The 18896-nt window shown below is 72.7% G+C and carries 15 protein-coding genes; 7 read left to right on the forward strand and 8 right to left on the reverse strand.

Going from position 1 to position 18896, the window contains the following annotated elements; genetic code table 11:
* Positions 1–250: 250 nt before the first annotated feature.
* Positions 251–1663 (reverse strand): aminopeptidase P family protein, encoded by a 1413-nt coding sequence (locus tag ACZ4XX_RS09065; protein ID WP_468507277.1) that lies wholly within the window; start codon positions 1661–1663, stop codon positions 251–253.
* 758 nt (positions 1664–2421) lie between these two features.
* Here ACZ4XX_RS09065 and ACZ4XX_RS09070 point away from each other — a divergent pair.
* Positions 2422–3405 carry a LuxR family transcriptional regulator gene (locus ACZ4XX_RS09070; RefSeq protein ID WP_468507278.1) on the forward strand — a complete coding sequence of 328 codons (984 nt, stop codon included), beginning with the start codon at positions 2422–2424 and terminating at the stop codon, positions 3403–3405.
* On the opposite strand, the gene ACZ4XX_RS09075 is transcribed toward ACZ4XX_RS09070, so the two are convergent.
* The 5 genes from ACZ4XX_RS09075 to ACZ4XX_RS09095 all read right to left on the reverse strand — a co-directional run bounded on the left by ACZ4XX_RS09075 (position 3353) and on the right by ACZ4XX_RS09095 (position 10043).
* Positions 3353–5494 (reverse strand): prolyl oligopeptidase family serine peptidase, encoded by a 2142-nt coding sequence (locus ACZ4XX_RS09075; protein WP_468507279.1) that lies wholly within the window; start codon positions 5492–5494, stop codon positions 3353–3355. The two genes, ACZ4XX_RS09070 and ACZ4XX_RS09075, sit on opposite strands and share 53 nt — an antisense overlap.
* Before the next feature lie 4 nt (positions 5495–5498).
* Positions 5499–6047, reverse strand: a complete 549-nt coding sequence (locus ACZ4XX_RS09080) for a nitrobindin family protein (protein WP_468507280.1) — start codon at positions 6045–6047, stop codon at positions 5499–5501.
* An 87-nt stretch (positions 6048–6134) separates the two neighbouring features.
* Positions 6135–8204 carry an iron ABC transporter permease gene (locus ACZ4XX_RS09085; protein ID WP_468507281.1) on the reverse strand — a complete coding sequence of 690 codons (2070 nt, stop codon included), beginning with the start codon at positions 8202–8204 and terminating at the stop codon, positions 6135–6137.
* A 4-nt stretch (positions 8205–8208) separates the two neighbouring features.
* Positions 8209–9186: an ABC transporter substrate-binding protein gene (locus ACZ4XX_RS09090; RefSeq protein WP_468507282.1), complete on the reverse strand. Its 978-nt coding sequence runs from the start codon at positions 9184–9186 to the stop codon at positions 8209–8211.
* Positions 9183–10043, reverse strand: coding sequence for an ABC transporter ATP-binding protein (locus ACZ4XX_RS09095; protein WP_468507283.1), 861 nt, complete (start codon positions 10041–10043; stop codon positions 9183–9185). The genes ACZ4XX_RS09090 and ACZ4XX_RS09095 overlap by 4 nt, the downstream gene beginning before the upstream one ends.
* A gap of 193 nt (positions 10044–10236) precedes the next feature.
* Here ACZ4XX_RS09095 and ACZ4XX_RS09100 point away from each other — a divergent pair, with 193 nt between their 5' ends.
* The 6 genes from ACZ4XX_RS09100 (at position 10237) to ACZ4XX_RS09125 (ending at position 15825) form a co-directional block, all read left to right on the forward strand.
* Positions 10237–10320, forward strand: a complete 84-nt coding sequence (locus tag ACZ4XX_RS09100) for a putative leader peptide (RefSeq protein ID WP_351816447.1) — start codon at positions 10237–10239, stop codon at positions 10318–10320.
* Positions 10321–10538: 218 nt separating this feature from the next.
* A complete protein-coding gene (locus tag ACZ4XX_RS09105) occupies positions 10539–11399 on the forward strand; it encodes an ABC transporter permease (RefSeq protein ID WP_468507284.1) in 861 nt (286 codons plus the stop codon).
* Positions 11372–12103 carry an ABC transporter ATP-binding protein gene (locus ACZ4XX_RS09110; RefSeq protein WP_468507285.1) on the forward strand — a complete coding sequence of 244 codons (732 nt, stop codon included), beginning with the start codon at positions 11372–11374 and terminating at the stop codon, positions 12101–12103. The genes ACZ4XX_RS09105 and ACZ4XX_RS09110 overlap by 28 nt, the downstream gene beginning before the upstream one ends.
* A gap of 89 nt (positions 12104–12192) precedes the next feature.
* On the forward strand, positions 12193–13230 hold the full coding sequence (locus ACZ4XX_RS09115) for an ABC transporter substrate-binding protein (RefSeq protein WP_468507286.1): 1038 nt from the start codon (positions 12193–12195) through the stop codon (positions 13228–13230).
* Positions 13227–14438, forward strand: coding sequence for an LLM class flavin-dependent oxidoreductase (locus tag ACZ4XX_RS09120; protein ID WP_468507287.1), 1212 nt, complete (start codon positions 13227–13229; stop codon positions 14436–14438). The genes ACZ4XX_RS09115 and ACZ4XX_RS09120 overlap by 4 nt, the downstream gene beginning before the upstream one ends.
* A 97-nt stretch (positions 14439–14535) precedes the next feature.
* Complete coding sequence (locus ACZ4XX_RS09125; protein WP_468507288.1) at positions 14536–15825, forward strand: NAD(P)-binding domain-containing protein; 1290 nt, start codon at positions 14536–14538, stop codon at positions 15823–15825.
* Positions 15826–15831: 6 nt separating this feature from the next.
* Here the strand turns inward: ACZ4XX_RS09125 and mltG are convergent, their stop codons facing one another.
* Positions 15832–16695 carry an endolytic transglycosylase MltG gene (gene mltG / locus ACZ4XX_RS09130; protein WP_468507289.1) on the reverse strand — a complete coding sequence of 288 codons (864 nt, stop codon included), beginning with the start codon at positions 16693–16695 and terminating at the stop codon, positions 15832–15834.
* A gap of 306 nt (positions 16696–17001) precedes the next feature.
* A complete protein-coding gene (locus ACZ4XX_RS09135; RefSeq protein WP_468507290.1) occupies positions 17002–18894 on the reverse strand; it encodes an ABC transporter ATP-binding protein in 1893 nt (630 codons plus the stop codon).
* Positions 18895–18896: the final 2 nt, after the last annotated feature.

Here is an 18896-nt window from a genome sequence, read left to right on the forward strand (position 1 = left end):
GGAGGGTCGGCCGTACTCGCCCGCGGCATGCTGAGGTACCGGGCCGCGTACGAGCCGGCGGGTCTGTCGGCCGGACCCGAGGGCATGCGCCCGGTGGTGGCCGCCGGTCCGGCCGAGGATCCGGAGCAGAGGCCCGGCAGGACACAACCCGCCTCACCCCGACCCGCCGGGAAGCCCGGTGTCCCCGGGTTCCGGTGCACGTGCGAGCGCAACCCGCCGCGCGGGAACCCGGGGACGCGTCCGGGTCCGGCTAGCCCGCGAAGCGGGCCATCCAGGACTCGACCTCGGCCGAGCTGCGCGGAAGGCCGGCGGACAGGTTCTCGTGGCCGTCCTCGGTGACGACCAGGTCGTCCTCGATCCGGACGCCGATGCCCCGCCACTCCTCCGGCACGGTCAGGTCGTCGGGCTGGAAGTACAGGCCGGGCTCGACGGTGAGCACCATGCCCGGTTCGAGGACGCCGCCGACGTACTCCCCCGTGCGGGCCTGCGCGCAGTCGTGGACGTCCAGGCCGAGCATGTGCCCGGTGCCAGCCATCGTGAAGCGGCGCTGGAGCCCCAGGGCGTACGCGCGGTCGACGGGGCCCTCGATGAAACCCCACTCGACGAGCCGCGCCGCCAGGTGCCGCTGGGACGCCTCGTGGAAGTCACGGTACGGGGCACCCGGCTTGACCGTGGCCATGCCGGCCTCCTGCGCCTCGTACACCGCGTCGTACACCTGGCGCTGGACCGGGGTGAACGTGCCGCTGATCGGCAGCGTGCGGGTGACGTCGGCCGTGTAGAGGGAGCGGGTCTCCACGCCGGCGTCGAGCAGGAGCAGCTCGCCGGGCCGGACCGGGCCGTCGTTCTCCGTCCAGTGCATGATCGTGGCGTGCTCGCCGGCCGCGCAGATGGAGCCGTATCCGACGGCGTTGCCCTCCAGGCGCGCCCGGCGGAAGAAGGTGCCCTCGATCCACCGCTCGGAGGAGGCGACGGCCTTCGAGAGCTCGGCGACGCAGTCGGTGAAGCCGCGGACGGTCGAGTCGACCGCCTTGCGCATCTCGCCGATCTCCCAGGCGTCCTTGACGAGCCGGAGTTCGGAGAGCGCCTCCTCCAGCTCGTCGTCGCGGTCCTCGTCCGTGGTGACCGCGGCTTCGAGTGCCGGGTCGATGCCACGGACGATCCGGGTCGGCACACCGGAACCGGCGGCGAGGTCCTCGGCGACGGTCCGGACGTCGCGGCAGGGCAGTCCGAGGACGACCTCGGCCTCGGCGAGCGAGCGGCGCCGCCCCATCCAGAGCTCGGCCGTGTAGCCGATCCAGAACTCGTCGTTGTCGCGGCTGTCGCGCGGCAGCTGGTAGCAGTAGGCGTCGTGGCCGCCGTCCGCGCGGGGTTCGAGCACGAGGGCGCCGTCGCGCGCCTGGTCGCCGGTCATGTGCACGTATCCCGTGTACGGGCGGAAGGGGTACGTGTCGTCGTTGGAGCGGGTCTTGAGGTTGCCGGAGGGGATCACGAGGCGCTCGCCGGGGAAGCGCGCGGAGAGCACGGCGCGGCGGCGGGCCGCGTACGGCGCCTGCTCGTCGGGCTCGAGCCCGTGCCGCTCGGTGTCCGCCCACCCCGACCTCATCAGGGTGGAGAGCTCCTCGGAGACGCCTTCGTAGAGGCCGTTCTTGCGACCCTTCGCCACGTCCTGCACCTTCTTCCGGATGAGTTCCTCGACCGCCGTGGGCCGGCGACGTCCGGAAGGTACTCCGCGGCGCGGGCGCCGGTTGCCGAAGACCGCCAGTGGCACGGATCGGCCAGACCGGCGACGTCCACCGGTGCGTCCGGGCGGCGGCCGGCACCACGCGTGGGCGCTGCTCCTCCGAACCTCAGGGCACTGCGTCCACCGAGCCGCCACCCGGAGTACACCTGGGCCAGCCGGGCTTCGAGGCCGGGAGCTGCGGCGTCCCTGGCGCTCTCGAACGGGACGCCGGGCCCGTCGTCGGCGACCCGGACGCCGCCGTCGGCCGTGAGCGTGACGTCGACGGTGCCCGCGCCACGCGCCAGGACCTCGTGGACGGCCGCGCTCAGGGCTTCGTGGACCATCTGGTGCAGACCCCGTGCCGAGGTCGATCCGACGTACATCCCGGGCCTCTTCCGGATGGCTTCCGGTCCCTCGAGCACGTGGATGCGGCTGGCGTCGTACGTGTGCGCGTCGTCACTCATGAAGTCCCCTCCGACGGTGTCTTCCAGGCCTCCGCCAGCCCAGGAGAATTCCAGGAGAACACCAGGTCAGAGCGGTTGTACCGAGCGCCTGAGGGGGGAGGGGGCGCCCGCCCGGAGGCGGTCGGAAACGGGGTCGCCGCCCCCGCCGCCGGCCGTCCGAGGCGCCCCACAGGCCCGGCGCGGCACATGAACGGAGGGGACCGACGGCCCCGAATCGAAGAGGTCGATAATCGGTGCATGGCAAACGAAAGACTCGGCGAGGCACTCCGGCTTCTGGGCATCGGACAGGAGGGCGCCGAGGTCTACCGGGCGCTTCTGGACTGCGGGCCCGCGCCGCTGCGTTCGATCGGTGCCGAGGCCGGGCTCGGGGACGAGGCGCTGGCGGCGGCGTACCGCGAGCTGGTCGACTGCGGTCTGGCGAGCGCCGCCGAGGAGGGCTCCGACGTCGTGGCGCCGGTGCCGCCCGCCGCTGGTCTGGAGATCCTCGGGCGGCGCCGGGCGGCCGAGCTCGACGAGTCCCGGATCACCGTCGGGGGCGCGTTCGACTCGTTCCGGCGGCACCGGCTCGCCGGGTATCACGACCAGCTGGTGGAGGTCGTGACCGGTGACGCCATCGGGCCCCGGATGCGTCAGGCGTGGGCGAGCGCCCGGGAGCAGATCCGGCAGTTCGACTCGCCGCCGTACTTCCCCCTCGCCGGCGCCACGGACGACGCGCTGGCCACGCTCGCGCGTGGGGTGACCCAGCGGGTCGTGTACTCGCGGGAGTCCCTTGAGCATCCCGGGCAGTTGGAGAACTCGATCGAGCCGTGCATCGAGGCCGGCGAGCAGGCCCGGGTGCTGCCGTCGGTGCCGGTCAAGCTGTTGATCATCGATGACGCGTACGCCCTGGTCGCGCTCTCGATCAAGGAGACGGACGTCTACAACACGATGCTGGTCGTGCAGCCCTGCGGCCTGCTCTCCGCGCTCGTGGCACTGTTCGAGCAGGCCTGGCAGAACGCGCTGCCGTTCCACGGCCGTTCGGCCCGGCCGGCGGGGCTGCTGCCCGCCGACCGGCGTCTGCTCCGGTTGCTCGCGGCCGGCGCGAGCGACGAGGTCATCGCCCGGGAGATCGGCGTGAGTCGCCGCACGCTCTTCCGCCGCGTGCAGGTCCTGATGGCCCGCCTGGGGGCTACGAGCCGGTTCCAGATGGCGCTGCAGGCGCAGCGGTCGGGGTGGCTGTGAGCGGCCCGGGGATGGTCGGCCCGTCCGCTCCCGCCTCCGCTTCTGTTCGTGCCTCTGCCCCCGCAGCCGCGAGCTGCTGCCAGAGGTAGGTGTGCACGAGCGCGCTGTTGTGGGCGGCCTGTTCGTTGTCGCCCGCGCCCGCGTGGCCGCCGCCGGTGTTCTCGTGGAAGAGGACCCGGTGGCCGAGTTCCCGCAGCCGGGCCGCCGTCTTCCGGGCGTGCCCGGGGTGGACGCGGTCGTCGCGGGTCGAGGTCATCAGGAGGACCGGTGGGTAGTCCCGGTCGGCCGCGAGCCGGTGGTACGGGGAGAGTGCGAGCAGGTGGGGAAGGTCGGCCTCGTCGTCGGGATCGCCGTACTCGGCGATCCAGGACGCGCCCGCGAGGAGCTTGTGGAAGCGGGTCATGTCGAGGAGCGGCACCTGGGCGACGATCGCGCCGAAGAGCTCGGGGTGGCGGGTCAGCATGGCGCCCATGAGGAGCCCGCCGTTGCTGCCGCCCTTGGCGCCCAGCATGGCCGGGGTGGTGATGCCGCGGGCGACGAGGTCCTCGGCGACGGCGGCGAAGTCCTCGAAGGCCCGGGGGCGTTCGGCGCCGAGTGCGGCCTGGTGCCAGTCGGGGCCGTACTCGCCGCCGCCGCGGATGTTCGCGATGACGTAGGTGCCGCCGCGTTCCAGCCAGGCCCGGCCGGTCACCCCGCCGTAGAACGGGGTGAGGGAGACCTCGAATCCGCCGTAGCCGTAGAGCAGGGTGGGGCCGGGGCCGGGCGCGGTGGTGCGGTCGGGGCCGATGACGAAGTACGGGACGCGCGTGCCGTCCCGGGAGATCGCGAAGTGCTGGTCGACGGTGAGGCCGGTGGTGTCGAAGTGGTGCGGGGCCTGCTTGAGGGGTTCCGAGCCTGCGCCGATCCGCCCGTGGTGGAGTGTGGAGGGCTGGAGGAAGCCGGACACGTCGAGGAAGTACTCGTCGGACACGTCGGGGTCGGTGTCGACGACGCCGACGGCGGACAGGGCCGGGACGCCGACGAGCGGCTCGCGCGTCCAACCGCCGCCGTCGGGGACGGGGGTGAGGACCTCGATGTGGGTGCTGACGTCCCGCATCGTCTCCAGAAGGAGGTGGTTGCGGGTCCAGGTGTGTCCGGCGAGGGCGGTCCGGGCATCCGGGGTGAACAGCACGTCGGGCGTACGGTCGCCCGCGAGGAAGGCGTCGAAGCCGAAGGCGAGCAGTGAGCCCGTCGGCTGCCCGAGCCACGCGGACTTGAGGGTGACGATCAGGTACTGCCGGTGGGCGTAGACGCTCGCGTCGTCGGGCACGTCGATCCGTACGCGGGTGCCGTCGGGGCGCAGGAGGTACGTCTCGCTGTGGAAGAAGTCCAGGGAGCGGCCGACGAACTCCCGCTCGAACCCGGGCGTGCTGTCCCGGTAGCCCCAGGCGGCTACATCCGCCGGGTCGGCTTCGTAGACGAGGGTGGCGTCCTCGACGGGTGTGCCGCGCCGCCAGCGACGGACGGTACGCGGATAGCCGGAGTCGGTCAGCGAGCCCGGGCCCAGATCCGTACCGACGAGGACGGTGTCGTCGTCGGCCCATCCGATCCGTGTCTTGGCCTCGGGCAGCCGGAAGCCGTCCTCGACGAACTGCCGGGCGACGAGGTCGAATTCACGGACGACGACGGCGTCCCCACCGTCACGGGAGAGCCGCACCAGGGCCCGGTCGTACTCCGGCCGCCGGACCCGCGCCCCGTCCCAGACCCACTTCTCGCCCTCGGCGGCGGCCAGCGCGTCGACGTCGAGGAGCACCTCCCACTCGGGGTCGTCGCGGCGGTACTGCTCCAGAGTCGTCCGCCGCCACACTCCGCGCAGGTGGTTCGCGTCCCGCCAGAAGTTGTACAGGTGCTCACCGCGCCGCACGGTGTAGGGAATCCGGTCGGAGGCGTCGAGCACCTCCCGGAGGCGGGCCTTCAGGTCCCCGAACGCGTCGCCGGCGGCCACGGCGTCCGCGGTCTCCGCGTTCCGCTCGGCCACCCATGCGAGCGCGGCCTCGCCGGACACGTCCTCGAGCCACAGGTAGGGGTCGTCGTCGTTCTGGTTCCGCATGGTGCTACTTCCCGTCCTCGCGCCGGAGCCGTGCCGAAAGGTGGTGCTGGAGCCGCTGCCCCACGGCCGCCAGGTCGTGGACGAAGTCCAGGGTGTCGGCCTGCGTCAGGGTGTAGCGGCGGCGGGTGGCCTCGACGTGCTTGGCGGTGGGCGCGAGGGCCACGGTGTGGGTGGTGAGGTCGATCGCTCCGTCCTCCACGCGGCCGACCATGATCTCCACGATGCCCGTGGGCTGGGTGATCAGCGCCTCGATCGTGCCCTCGGGCTTGAGGCGCCACCAGCCGCTCTCGCGGGCCGCCGGGCGGAGCGGGGTGCCGTTGTCGTCGATCAGCCAGGCGCGGGCCTCGTAGTGGAGGAACGGGCGGCCGTCGTGGCTGAAGGTGACCTCCTGCGCGTACGTGAAGTCCTCGGCGAGCGTCGGGTACCCGCCCCGGCCCTCACCGGTCCAGGTGCCGAGCAGTCCGGTGACCGGCGCGAGGAACTCGTGCGGGGCCGGCGCCGCGTCCGGCCGGAAGGCGTCGGGGTACGGATGCTGCCGGTCGCGGTCGGTCATGGTGCGTACTCCTGGGTCGAGGCCTGTGCCGGAGGGCAGCTTAGGTCGTCCGCCCTCCGGCCGGGCCTCGTGCACCCGTGACACGGTCTACCCGCGGCGGCTCCGTACCAGCAGGTAGAGGAAGTACGGCGTGCCGATCACCGCCGTCATCAGGCCCGCGCCGAGCTGGGCCGGGGCGATCACCGTACGACCGACGAGGTCGGCGGTGCAGACGAGGACCGCTCCGAGGAGGACGGCGACCGGCACCACGCGCGCGTGCTGACGGCCGACCAGGGCGCGGGCCGCGTGGGGTGCGACGAGGCCCACGAAGCCGATCGTTCCGGCGGCGGCGACGGCGGTGGCACTGAGCAGGACGGCGAGGGCGAGGAAGCCCAGGCGGTCGCGGCCCAGGTTCAGGCCGAGGAGACGCGGGGTGTCCTCGTCGAGCGAGACCAGGTCGAGTTCGGTGCGCCGGGCGGCCGCGACGACCACACCCACGGCGAGGACCGCCGCCAGGGGCACGACATCGGGCAGGGTCCGCCCGTACGTGGAGCCCGAGAGCCAGGTCAGCGCCTTGATCGCGTTGAACGGGTCGGTGAGGATGACGAGAAGGCTGATCAGGGCCGATGCTCCGGTGGCGACGCCGAAGCCGACGAGGACGAGCCGGTTCTGCCGGAATCCGCCCTTCGCGGCGAGGCCGAAGACGAGGACGGAGCTGACGGCGGCACCGGCGAAGGCGGCGCCGGCCACGCCCCACGATCCGGCGGACGGCACGGTCGTGACCAGGAGGACCGCACCGAGCGCGGCTCCGTTGGAGACGCCCAGGATGCCGGGTTCGGCGAGGGGGTTGCGGGTCACGGCCTGGACGAGGGTGCCGGCCAGTGCGAGGGCGGCGCCCGCGAGGAGCGCGGCCAGGACGCGGGGCACGCGTGTGTCGAGGACAAACGCGGTGGTCCGGCCCGCCTTGCCCTGGGCCCAGTTCAGCACGTCGCCGAACAACAGCTTGGCGTCGCCGAGGAGCAGGGCCGCGACCACCACGCCGAGGAGGACGACGACCAGGACGGCGGTGGTGGTGAGGAAGACGCCCCGGCTGCGGATCCGCAACCGGTCGGTCGCGGCGGCCGCCTCCGTGTCCCGGCTCCGCGTCGCCATGACGACGAGGAAGAGCGCGCCGACGAGGCTCGTGACGACACCGGTCGGTACCGCGACGGCCACGTCGGCGGGGACGAGGACGCGCAGGACCACGTCGGAGCCGATGACCAGGGCCGCGCCGATGAGGCCCGCGAGGGGCAGACCGCCCCGGGTGCGGGTGAAGCCGCGGAAGCGTCGGGCGAGCGGCCGGACGAGCGCGGGCGCGCAGAGGCCGACGAAGCCGATGGGGCCGGCGAGGGTGACGGCGGCCGTGGAGAGCAGGGAGGCGAGGATGACGGCGGTGAGCCGGGTGGCCCGGACGGGGACGCCGAGACCGCGCGCGGCGTCGTCGCCGAGGGCGAGGGCGTCGATCCGGCGGGCGAGGAGCAGGAGTCCGACGAGTCCGACGACGGCGAGCGGCAGCATCTGGAGGACGCCGTCGAAGCCGTTCTGGGCGATGCTGCCCTGGTACCAGTGGCGAATGCCGTCGGTCTCCATGGGGAACAGCAGGAGCAGGCCCTCGGTGACGGCGGTGAGGCCGAGGGTGAGGGCGCTGCCCGCGAGAACGAGCCGGACGGTGCCGGTGCCGAGGCCGGAGAGGCCGAGGACGACCGCGGCCGCCGCGAGGCCGCCGACGAACGCGATGCCGGAGGACGCGAACAGGGGCAGCGAGACACCGGTGACGGTGGCGACGCTGAGGGCGAAGTAGGAGCCCGCGTTGACCGCGAGGGTGTCGGGCGAGGCGAGGACGTTGCGGCTGACGGCCTGGAGGGCGGCGCCCGCCATGCCGAGGACGGCGCCGATGAGCAGGCCCGCGGCCATCCGGGGCAGCCGTGAGGCGATGACGACGGACGCGTCGGCCGGGTCGGCCCGGCCGGTGAGCGCCTTCCACACCTCCGGGGCGCCGACCGCGGCCGTGCCCTGGGTGATGTCGACGACCGCGAGTGCGACGACGAGGAGGATGAGGGCGGCCGTCACCGGGGCCGCGCCCGTCCGGGACGTGGCCGTCGGCGGACGGGTGGCGGGGGTGGTTGCGGTGACGGCCATGGTGTTACTTCGTCAGGGCGGCGACGACGGAGTCGACGTACTTGTTCATCGAACCGGGACCGCCGAACATCCAGACGCCGTCGGGCAGACGGTGGACGTTGCCCTTCTTGACGAACGGCAGCGAGGTCCACACCTTGTCCTTGGCGAGGACACCGGCGAACGGGTTGCTGGAGGCGTCGCCGTCGTTGCCGATGTAGGCGAAGTGCACGTCGCCGATCTTGGTGAGGCCCTCGACGTCGGAGGAGCCGAGGCCGTAGGCCGGGTCGCCCTTGACCGTCCAGGCGTTCTTCAGGCCGAGCTTCTCGTTGACGGCGCCGATGAGCGAACCGCTCGTGTAGGGGCGGATCGAGACCTGGTTGGAGACGACGTACCCGTCGGCGAAGGCGTACTTGGCGCCGGCGAGCTTCGCGTCGGCCAGGGCCTTCCTGCCCTCCTCGAGCTTCGCCTCGAACTGCTTCTTGAGCTCCGTGGCCTTGTCCGTGGTGCCGGTGGCCTTGGCGATCAGGTCGAGGTTCTCGGTCATCCGGCCGATCGGGTCGGCGGCGTCGGCGGCCTTCACCTCGAGGACCGGGGCGATCTTGCGGAGCTGCTTGACGGCGGCCGGCGGCAGGTCGGAGGTCGCGAGGATGAGATCGGGCTTGAGGGCCGCGACGGTCTCCATGCTCGGCTCGCCGCGCGTGCCGATGTCCTTGGGCTCGTTCTTCAGCGGGACGGCCGTGTCCCAGGTCTTGTAGCCCTTGACGTCGGAGACGCCCACCGGGTCGACGCCGAGCTCGATGAGGTGCTCGACGACGTTCCACTCGGTGCCGACGACCTTCTTGGCGGGGCCGTCGAGCTCCACCTTGGTACCCGTGGCATCGGTGAGGGTGATGCGCTCGGTGGTCTTCTTCGCGTCGTCGGCGGCGGGCTCGGTGGTGCCGCAGGCGGTGAGGGTGAGGGCCGCGGTCGTGGCGACCGCCGTGGTGAGGAGGAGGCGTCTCATGAGGTGGTGCTGAGCCTTTCGCTTCGCGAGTGGTGCCGGCCTATCGCACGGGTGCGCAGCCGGCCGGTGAGGGGATCGGTGTCGACCTCGATGCGGATGCCGTACGTCTCGGTCAGCCGCTCGGGCGTCAGGACGTCCGAGGGGCTGCCGTCGGCGACGACGCGTCCCGTGTCGAGCAGGACGATCCGGTCGGCGACTGCTGCCGCCTGGTCGAGGTCGTGGAGGACGGCACCGACGGCGATGCCGTGGTCGTCCGCCAGGTCACGCATGAGGTCGAGGAGTTCGACCTGGTAGCGCAGGTCGAGGTAGGTGGTGGGCTCGTCGAGCAGCAGCACGCCCGTCTGCTGGGCGAGGCAGCCGGCGAGCCAGACGCGCTGGAGCTGACCGCCGGAGAGGTGCTCGGCGCCGCGCCCGGCGAGTTCGGTGACGCCCGTCATGGCGAGGGCGTGGTCCACCGCCGCCTTGCCGTCCGGGTCGGCCCTGCCCCAGCGACCCCGGTAGGGGTAGCGGCCGAATTCGACCAGGTCCCGGACGGTCAGTCCACTGGGGGTGGGGCGTCCCTGGGTGAGCAGGGCGACATGGCGCGAGAACTCACGGGGGCTCAGGGCGAGGCCGTCGACGGCCCCGTCGAGCATGAGTGTGGCGGTGCGCGGCTGCTGGAGCCGTGCGAGGGTGCGGAGCAGCGTCGACTTGCCGCTGCCGTTGGGCCCGACGAGTACGGTCACTTCGCCGGGGCGCAGCGTCATGGAGGCGTCGTGGACGACATCGACGCCTTCGTACGCCACGGTGACACCCGTGGCCGAGAGTTCATGACCGCGGGGACGGGGGGTCGCGTCGGTCTGTTCACCTGCTTGCACGTCGCAGAGGTTAGCCTAACCTTATCGATAGGCAAAAGAGGGGGCTGAGTCGCGGACACAAGACGCATTCAGGCCAAGCTGATCTCCCTATGCCGCCCCGCCCTCGTCACGCCGGAACCGTGTGCGCCCTCGAAGCGCGTCCACGCTCCGAGACACCGTTGACCCCGGGCGCGAGCGTCGCTACCTTCGCGCCATGTTGCGTACAGCCCTGCTCACCACGCGCGGTCACATCGACCTGCTGCGGGTGGCCTCCGCCGCGTGTCGCCGCGGCTGCTGACGCCCTTTCACGTATTCGACGCCCCCCGCGTCCTCGACCCCGCCGTCTCCGACGCCGCGCGCCGTACCCGTACACGTGCCGGTACACGCACCCGTGCACGTACCCGTGCCCCCCGCTGACGCCCTGATCGCCGTGTGCCCGCGCTCGCCGCGCGCCGCCCGCGGTCGCTGACGCGTACCCACACGCCCTCCCCCACCCCACTCCCCCGGAGTCCCGCCATGACGGTCGACCATGCCCCACCCCAGTCACCGCCCGACATATCGCCTTTGCCAGATGTCGAACCCCTCACCCCCGATCGCGGCCCCGGCCGCACCCCCGCCGTCCCGCGCTGGCTGCGCCGCACGGTGGGACCCCTGCTGCTCCTCGCCCTCTGGCAGACCCTCAGCACGACAGGGGTGCTGCCGGCCGAGGCGCTCGCCTCGCCGGGGACCATCGCCCGCGCCGGCGGTGAGCTGATCGGCGACGGGACCCTCCCCACCGCGATGGGCGTCTCCCTGCGCCGGGTCGCCGCCGGACTGCTGATCGGGGGGATCGTCGGCATCGCGCTCGCCCTGCTCTCCGGGCTCTCCCGGCTCGGCGAGGACCTCGTCGACGCCCCGGTCCAGATGCTGCGGACCGTGCCGTGGGTCGGCCTGATCCCGCTCCTCATCATCTGGCTGGGCATAGGGGAGGCGCCCAAGGTGGCGCTGATCGCGCTCGGCGTCGCCTTCCACCTCTACCTGAACGTGTACGCCGGAATCCGCGGCGTCGACGCCCAACTCGTCGAAGCGGGCCAGTCCCTGGGGCTCGGCCGCTGGGGTCTCGTCCGGCACGTCGTGCTGCCGGGCGCGCTGCCCGGAGCCATGACCGGCCTGCGGTACTCCCTCGCCACCGCCTGGCTGGCGCTGGTCTTCGGCGAGTCCATCAACGCCGACGCAGGCATCGGCTTCCTCATGAACCAGGCGCGGGAGTTCTTCCGCACAGACGTGATCGTCGTCTGCCTGGTCGTCTACGCCTTCCTCGGCCTTGTCGCCGACGCCGTCGTCCGTACTCTCGAAAGGCTGCTGCTGCAATGGCGACCGACCTTCACCGGGCAGTGACCGTCCAGGGCCTCACCCGTTCCTTCGACGGGCGACCGGTCGTCGACGGTCTCGATCTCACCCTGTACGCCGGGCAGTTCACCGCACTCCTCGGCCACAGCGGCTGCGGCAAGTCCACCCTCCTCCGGGTCCTCGCCGGGCTCGACCGGGAGATCTCCGGCACCGTCCTCGTCCCGCGCCGGCGCGCCGTCGCCTTCCAGGCGCCGCGCCTGATGCCGTGGAAGCGGGTCTGGCGCAATGTGCTCCTCGGGCTGCCGGGGAAGCCCGGCCGGGCCGTGGCGGAGAAGGCCCTGGCGGAGGTCGGGCTCGGTCACCGCTCGGGCGCCTGGCCGAAGACGCTCTCCGGCGGCGAGGCCCAACGCGCCTCCCTCGCCCGGGCCCTGGTACGGGACCCGGATCTGCTGCTGCTCGACGAGCCGTTCGGCGCGCTCGACGCGCTGACCCGGATCAAGGCACAGCGGCTCGTGGCCGAGCTGTGGCAGCGGCGTGGCTGCACGGTCCTGCTCGTCACCCACGACGTGGACGAGGCGCTGCAGCTCGCGGACCGTGCCCTGGTGATGCGGAACGGTGTCATCGCGTACGACACCGCCGTCGACCTGGACCGGCCCCGCTCCGCCGGCGATCCCGCCCTGGCCGCGCTCCGGACCCGACTCCTCGCGGAACTGGGTGTCAGCGAGGCCGAGTTCGCCGGGCACGCGGCCTGACGCATGCCCCTTCCCATCCGTCTCACCCATCGCCTTCCCCTCTCCCATCCCTTCCCCCTCGCTCGTCCCCTCCTCAAGGAGCGCTCCCTGTGAAGTCCTTCCGTCTGTCCACCGCGGCCCTGCTCGTGCCACTCGCGCTCCTCGCCTCCGCCTGCTCCGGAGCCTCAGCGGCCGGTTCGTCCTCGAACTCCGACGGCAAGGGCTCCGTCGTCCTGAACGTCGGCGACCAGAAGGGCGGCGCCGAGGCGCTGCTGCGGGCCGCCGGCGAGCTGGAGGACCTCCCGTACCGGGTCACATGGTCGACGTTCACGTCAGGACCACCCCTGCTGGAGGCGGTGAACGCCAAGGCCGTCGACATCGGTTCGGTCGGCAACACCCCGCCCGTCTTCGCCGCCGGCGCCGACTCGAAGATCACGGTGGTCTCCGCGACGCACGGCGACTCCGCGGGCGAGACGATCCTCGTCGCGAAGGACTCACCCCTGCGCACCGTGGCGGACCTGAGGGGAAAGCGGGTCGCCGTCGCCCAGGGCAGCTCCGCCCACTTCCAGCTGATCTCCTCGCTCAAGAAGGCCGGCCTGACCCTGCGCGACGTCCGGGTGACGCTGCTGCAGCCGGCCGACGCACTGGCCGCGTTCACCAGCGGCAAGGTGGACGCCTGGGCGGTCTGGGACCCGTACACCTCGCAGGTCCTGCTCAGCGGCAAGGGCCGGGTCCTCGCCGACGGGCGCGGGCTCGTCAACGGCCTCGGCTTCCAGGTCGCCGCCCCGTCGGCACTCGCCGACCCCGCGAAGGCCAAGGCCATCGGCGACTTCGTCGAGCGGCTCCGGCGGGCCCAGGCCTGGGTGTTCGACCACCCCGAGGCCTGGGCGAAGGTCTGGGCGAAGGAGACCGGGCTGCCGTACGACGTGGCGCTCGCCGCCGTGAAGCGCAGCAACGGCACCCGTATCCCGGTCGCCCTCGACGACGCCGCCGTCGCCTCCGAGCAGAAGATCGCCGACACGTTCGCCGCCCTGGGGCTCATCCCGCGCACGTTCCGCTTCGCCGACTACGTCGACACCCGTTTCAACAAGGACCTGCCGCCGTCCACCACCCCGGCGCGCAGCTACGGAAAGGCCTCCTCCTCATGACCGTCCATCTGCACTGGTTCCTGCCCACCGGCGGTGACGGCCGGACCCTCGTCGACCGGCACGCCTACACGGACGGCGGCATCACCCGCGACCGCACGGTGTCCGGGGTGCGGGCGCCGGACATCGACTATCTGATCCAGATCGCCAAGGCGGCCGAGCAGTTGGGGTTCGAGGCCGTACTGACCCCGACCGGGACGTGGTGCGAGGACGCCTGGCTCACCACGGTGGCGCTCTCCCAGCACACCGAACGGCTCAAGTTCCTGGTGGCGTTCCGACCGGGGGTGATCTCGCCGGTGCTCGCGGCCCAGATGGCGTCCACGTACCAGCGGATCACCCGCGGCCGGCTCCTCCTCAACGTGGTGACCGGCGGGGACTCCACCGAGCAGCGCCGCTTCGGCGACCACCTGGACCACGACCGGCGGTACGCACGCACGGCCGAGTTCCTGTCGGTCGTACGGGGCGCGTGGAGCGGGCGGCCGTTCGACTACGAGGGCGAGCACTTCCGGATCGAGGGCGGGCTCACCGCGCTGCCGCCGGACCCGCTGCCCGAGATCTTCTTCGGCGGCTCGTCCGCCGCGGCCGGTCCGGTGGCCGCCGAGCACGCGGACGTCTATCTGACCTGGGGCGAGCCGCCGTGGCAGGTCAAGGAGAAGATCGACTGGATCCGGGGTCTCGCGGAGGAGCGCGGTCGCACGGTCCGCTTCGGCATCCGGCTGCACACGATCTCGCGTGACTCGGCGCGCGAGGCCTGGGCGACGGCCGACCGGCTGCTCGCCGATCTCGACACCGAGACGGTCGCCGCCGCGCAGCAGGTGCTGGGCCGGAGCGAGTCGGTCGGCCAGCAGCGGATGCTGGCGCTGCACGAGGGCGGCTCCCTCGGCCGCGACCGGCTGGAGATCTCACCGAACCTGTGGGCGGGGGTCGGTCTCGTGCGGGGCGGGGCCGGCACCGCGCTCGTCGGCAGCCACGCCGAGGTCGCGGACCGGATCGAGGAGTACCACGACCTGGGCGTGGAGCACTTCGTCCTGTCCGGCTACCCGCATCTGGAGGAGGCGTACTGGTTCGGTGAGGGCGTGCGGCCGGAGCTTGCGGCGCGCGGTCTGCTGCCGACGGTCGTGCCCTCCCCGCTGCTCGGTGTCCCGGCCGCGAACGGCCGGCCGGCCTCGGCGCCGGGAGGTGCTCCGCTGCTCGTGGCCGGCGGGCGATAGGACGCGGCCGGCCCGTCGGCTCCCGTCGCGGGGCACGGGAGGGCTCCCGTCGCGGGGGCGCGGGAAGATCCGCGCCCCCGCCTCGGTTGGTAGAACCGTGAACGATTACGGGGTCGAAGAGTCAGGAACCGCGGCCGAGGCGCCGAAGCCGGTGGACGTCGTCGTCATCGGCGCGGGACAGGCCGGGCTCTCGGCCGCCTTCCATCTGCGCCGCACCGGTCTGGAGCCGGACCGGGACTTCGTCGTCCTGGACCACGCCCCGCGGCCGGGCGGCGCCTGGCAGTTCCGCTGGCCGTCGCTCACGTACGGCAAGGTCCACGGGATGCACGCGCTGCCCGGCATGGAGCTGACCGGCGCCGACCCCGCGCGGCCGTCCTCGGAGGTGATCGGCGCGTACTTCGACTCGTACGAGCAGACCTTCGGCCTGCGGATCCATCGCCCCGTCGACGTCACGGCCGTCCGGGAGGGGGACGGCGGCCGGGAGGACCAGGCCGGACGGCTCCTGGTCGAGACCTCGGAGGGTACGTACGCCACCCGTGCCCTGATCAACGCCACGGGCACCTGGGACCGGCCCTTCTGGCCGCGCTACCCGGGCCAGGAGACCTTCCGCGGGCGCCAGCTGCACACCGCCGGCTACCCGGGACCGGAGGAGTTCGCCGGGAAGCGGGTCCTCGTCGTCGGCGGCGGCGCGTCCGGCACCCAGCACCTCATGGAGATCGCGGACGTCGCCGCCGACACCTTCTGGGTGACCCGGCGCGAGCCGGTCTGGCGCGAGGGCCCGTTCGGGGAGATGGAGGGACGGGCCGCCGTCGCGATGGTGGAGGAGCGAGTCCGGCAGGGGCTGCCCCCGAAGAGTGTCGTCTCGGTCACCGGGCTCCCCCTCAACGACGTGATCCGCGCCGCACGCGCGCGCGGGATCCTGGACCGCCTCCCCATGTTCGACCGGATCACCCCGACCGGGGTGGCCTGGGACGACGGCCGGACCGTCGACGTGGACGTGATCCTGTGGGCGACCGGCTTCCGGGCGGCGATCGACCATCTCACCCCGCTGCGGCTGCGCGAGCCTGGCGGCGGGATCCGGGTCGAGGGCACTCGCGCGGTCCGGGACGAGCGCGTCCACCTCGTGGGGTACGGACCGTCGGCGTCGACGATCGGTGCCAACCGGGCCGGACGGGCGGCGGTCTCGGACATCCGGCGCCTGCTGCGCCATGAGACGTCCACCGCAGCGACCGAGCCGGGTGCCGGGCCCGTGACCGGGCCGGAATCCGAGCCGGAAGCCGCCGTGAAGCCGGTCCCGGAGGCAGCCGCGGAGACGGTCTCGGGTGCGACCGCGGAAACCCTCCCGAGGGCTGTCCCGGGGGCGGTCCCCGTGGCCGCCGCCGTGTGATCCGGCTCAGCCCTTCTCGGCCCCCCGGTTGGCGTTGAACTCGGCCACGTTGACCTGGTGGGCGGCGTAGTCGGCGGTGAAGCGGGTGTCCCCCGGGGTCACCGTGACGAAGTAGAGCCAGTCGCCGTCCGCCGGACGGATGACCGCGTCCATGGCCTGGTCCCCCGGGTTGCCGATGGGCGTCGGCGGCAGGCCCTTGCGCTCATAGGTGTTGTACGGGCTCCGGAGCCGTGTGTCCTGGAGCGTGGTGTCCACGGTGGTGCGGCCGAGCGCGTAGTTGAGGGTCGAGTCCATCTGGAGGGCCATGCCCCGGGCGAGCCTGTTGTGGACGACCCGGGCGACCTTGGCCATGTCCTCCGGGTTGTCGGCCTCGGCCTGGACGATGCTGGCCGCGGTCACCGCCTGGTACACGCTCATGCCGTGGGCCCGCGCGCCCTCGGCGATCCGGGCGGCGCCGAAGCGCTTCCCCGCCGTGTCGACCATGAAGCGGAACAGCTCCTCGGGGGTGGTGGCGTCGAGGACGGGATACGTCGCCGGGAAGAGGTAGCCCTCTGGGTTGCCTCCGGCGGCCGCGGGCAGCGGGAGGGCGGTGGCGGACGCCGTCGCGGCCTTCCGGGCGGCGCCCTCGGGCAGGCCGAGCGCCCGGTCGACCGCCGTGTAGACCTGGCCGGCCCGCCAGCCCTCGGGAACCAGGAGCGCCCGGGGCTGTTCGACAGCCGGTTCGTCCCGCGTCAGGAGCAGCGGCAGGGTGACGGCGGCAGCCGCGGCCACGGCGAGGGCGGCTCCGAGCAGGAGAGCCAGCCGGCCGCGCCGGGTGAGCCGGGGGCGGCGGCGTGGGGGTGCGTACGGTGAGGGCGGCCGGTACGTCATGGCCGCACGCTAACCCGCTGCGTACGGGAATCCCGGGAACCCGCGCACACGGCGGCGCCGCCGGTCCCCTGGGACGGGGGGCCGACGGCGCCGGGGCACTGCGTTCGTCAGACGAGCCAGCCAAGGAAGTGGAGGACGCCGGCGAGCAGGTCGGTGATGACGTTCATGGTGGTGCTTCTCCTCGTACAGGTACATCAGTGGGACTGATGCTTCATTGGGACAGCACGGTCACGGTCTGCAGCCCGTCGATCGCGCACCGCAATCATCCGACGTCGTACGGGAGTTGAGCAACGGATCCTGGAACGATCACACGTTCTGGGGAACAACCGCTCCCACGTTCGCCTGTTCGGCTTCGGTGGCGGCGGTGACGCCGGCGGCACCCATGACGTCCGCGGTGCTCCGTGCGTCCCGCCGGACCAGGGCGGCGTACTTCCCGTCCCGGGCGAGCAGCTCGTCGTGCGTGCCGCGCTCCGCGATCCGGCCCTCCTCCAGGACGACGATCTGGTCGGCGTCCCGGACGGTGGAGAGCCGGTGGGCGATGGTGATCGTGGTCCGGCCGGCCGAGAGGGCGTCGATGGCCTGCTGCACGGCGTGCTCCGTGCGGGTGTCGAGGGCGCTGGTGGCCTCGTCGAGGATCAGTACGGGCGGGTCGCGCAGGATGGTGCGGGCGATGGCGAGGCGCTGCTTCTCGCCGCCCGAGAAGCGGTAGCCGCGCTCGCCGACCAGGGTGTCGTACCCCTCGGGCAGCGAGGCGATGTGGTCGTGGATCTGGGCGGCGCGGGCGGCCGCCTCGATCTCCTCGTCGGTGGCGTCCGGCTTGGCGAAGCGGAGGTTGTCGGCGACGGAGGCGTGGAAGAGGTACGTCTCCTGGGAGACGACGCCGACCGCGCGGGCGAGGGTGTCGAAGTCGAGGTCGCGCACGTCGGCCCCGTCGAGGGTGACGCGGCCGCCGGTGACGTCGTAGAGCCGGGGCACCAGGTAGCTGAGGGTGGACTTGCCGGAGCCGGTGGGGCCGACGACGGCCAGGCTGCCCCCGGCGGGCACGGCCAGGTCGACGGCGTCGAGCGTCGGACGTCCGGTGCCCTCGGGGTCGTAGCGGAACTCGACCTTCTCGAAGGCGAGCTCGCCGCGGACCCGGGCGAGCCGGACGGGCTCGGCGGGCTCGGTGATGTCCACGGGCAGGTCGAGGTACTCGAAGATGCGCTGGAAGAGCGCGAGGGACGTCTGCATCTGCACACCGGTGGAGAGCAGGCTCACGGCGGGCCGGAACAGGCCCTGCTGGAGCGAGACGAAGGCGACGAGGGTGCCGAGCGAGAGGGCGGCCCCTCCGGAACTCAGGGCGATGCCGGCGACCCAGTAGATCAGGGCGGGCATGGCGGCCATGACGATGCCGATGGTGGACATCCGCCACCGTCCTGCCATGGAGGAGCGCACTTCGAGGTCGACGAGGCGCTCGGACTCCTCGGCGAAGGACCTGGTCAGGGAGTCGGCGCGGCCCATGGTGCGGCCCAGCAGGATGCCGCTGACCGAGAGGGACTCGGTGACCGTCGCGGCCATCGCGGCCATCTGCTTCTGCCGCTGGGTGGTGATCCGCTTGCGCTCGTTGCCGACGCGGCGGCTGATCCAGACGAAGACCGGCAGCAGGAGCAGCGAGACGAGGGTGAGCCGCCAGTCGAGGGCGAGCATCGCGGCGACGGTCGCGACGACGGCGGTGAGGTTGGAGACGAGGGAGGTGGCCGTGGAGGTCACGGTCGCCTGCATGCCGCCGATGTCGTTGGCGATGCGGGACTGCACCTCGCCGGTACGCGTGCGCGTGAAGAAGGCGAGCGGCATCCGCTGGAGCTGCTCGTAGACCCCGGTGCGCAGGTCGTGCATGACGCGCTGGCCGACGGTGGTGGAGATGAGGGTCTGGAGCACGCCGAAGACGCTGGTCAGCACGGCCGTGGCGATCATGCCGAGGGCGAGCAGGGTGAGCAGCCCGGTGCGCCCCTGGGGGATCGCGGTGTCGAGGATCTCCCTGAGCAGGAAGGGTGAGGCGACGGTGACGAGCGAGGCGGCGCCGACCAGGAGGCCGACGAGCACCAGGCGGGCGCGGTAGGGGCGGAAGAGCCGCAGGATGCGCCGTAGCTGCGCGGGCTCCTTCGGCTGCGAGGAGTCGCGGGGCGGGGGCGTCCAGTCGGACTGGTCGTGGGGGCGCATGG

This window comes from Streptomyces sp. NPDC029956, from assembly GCF_055574655.1.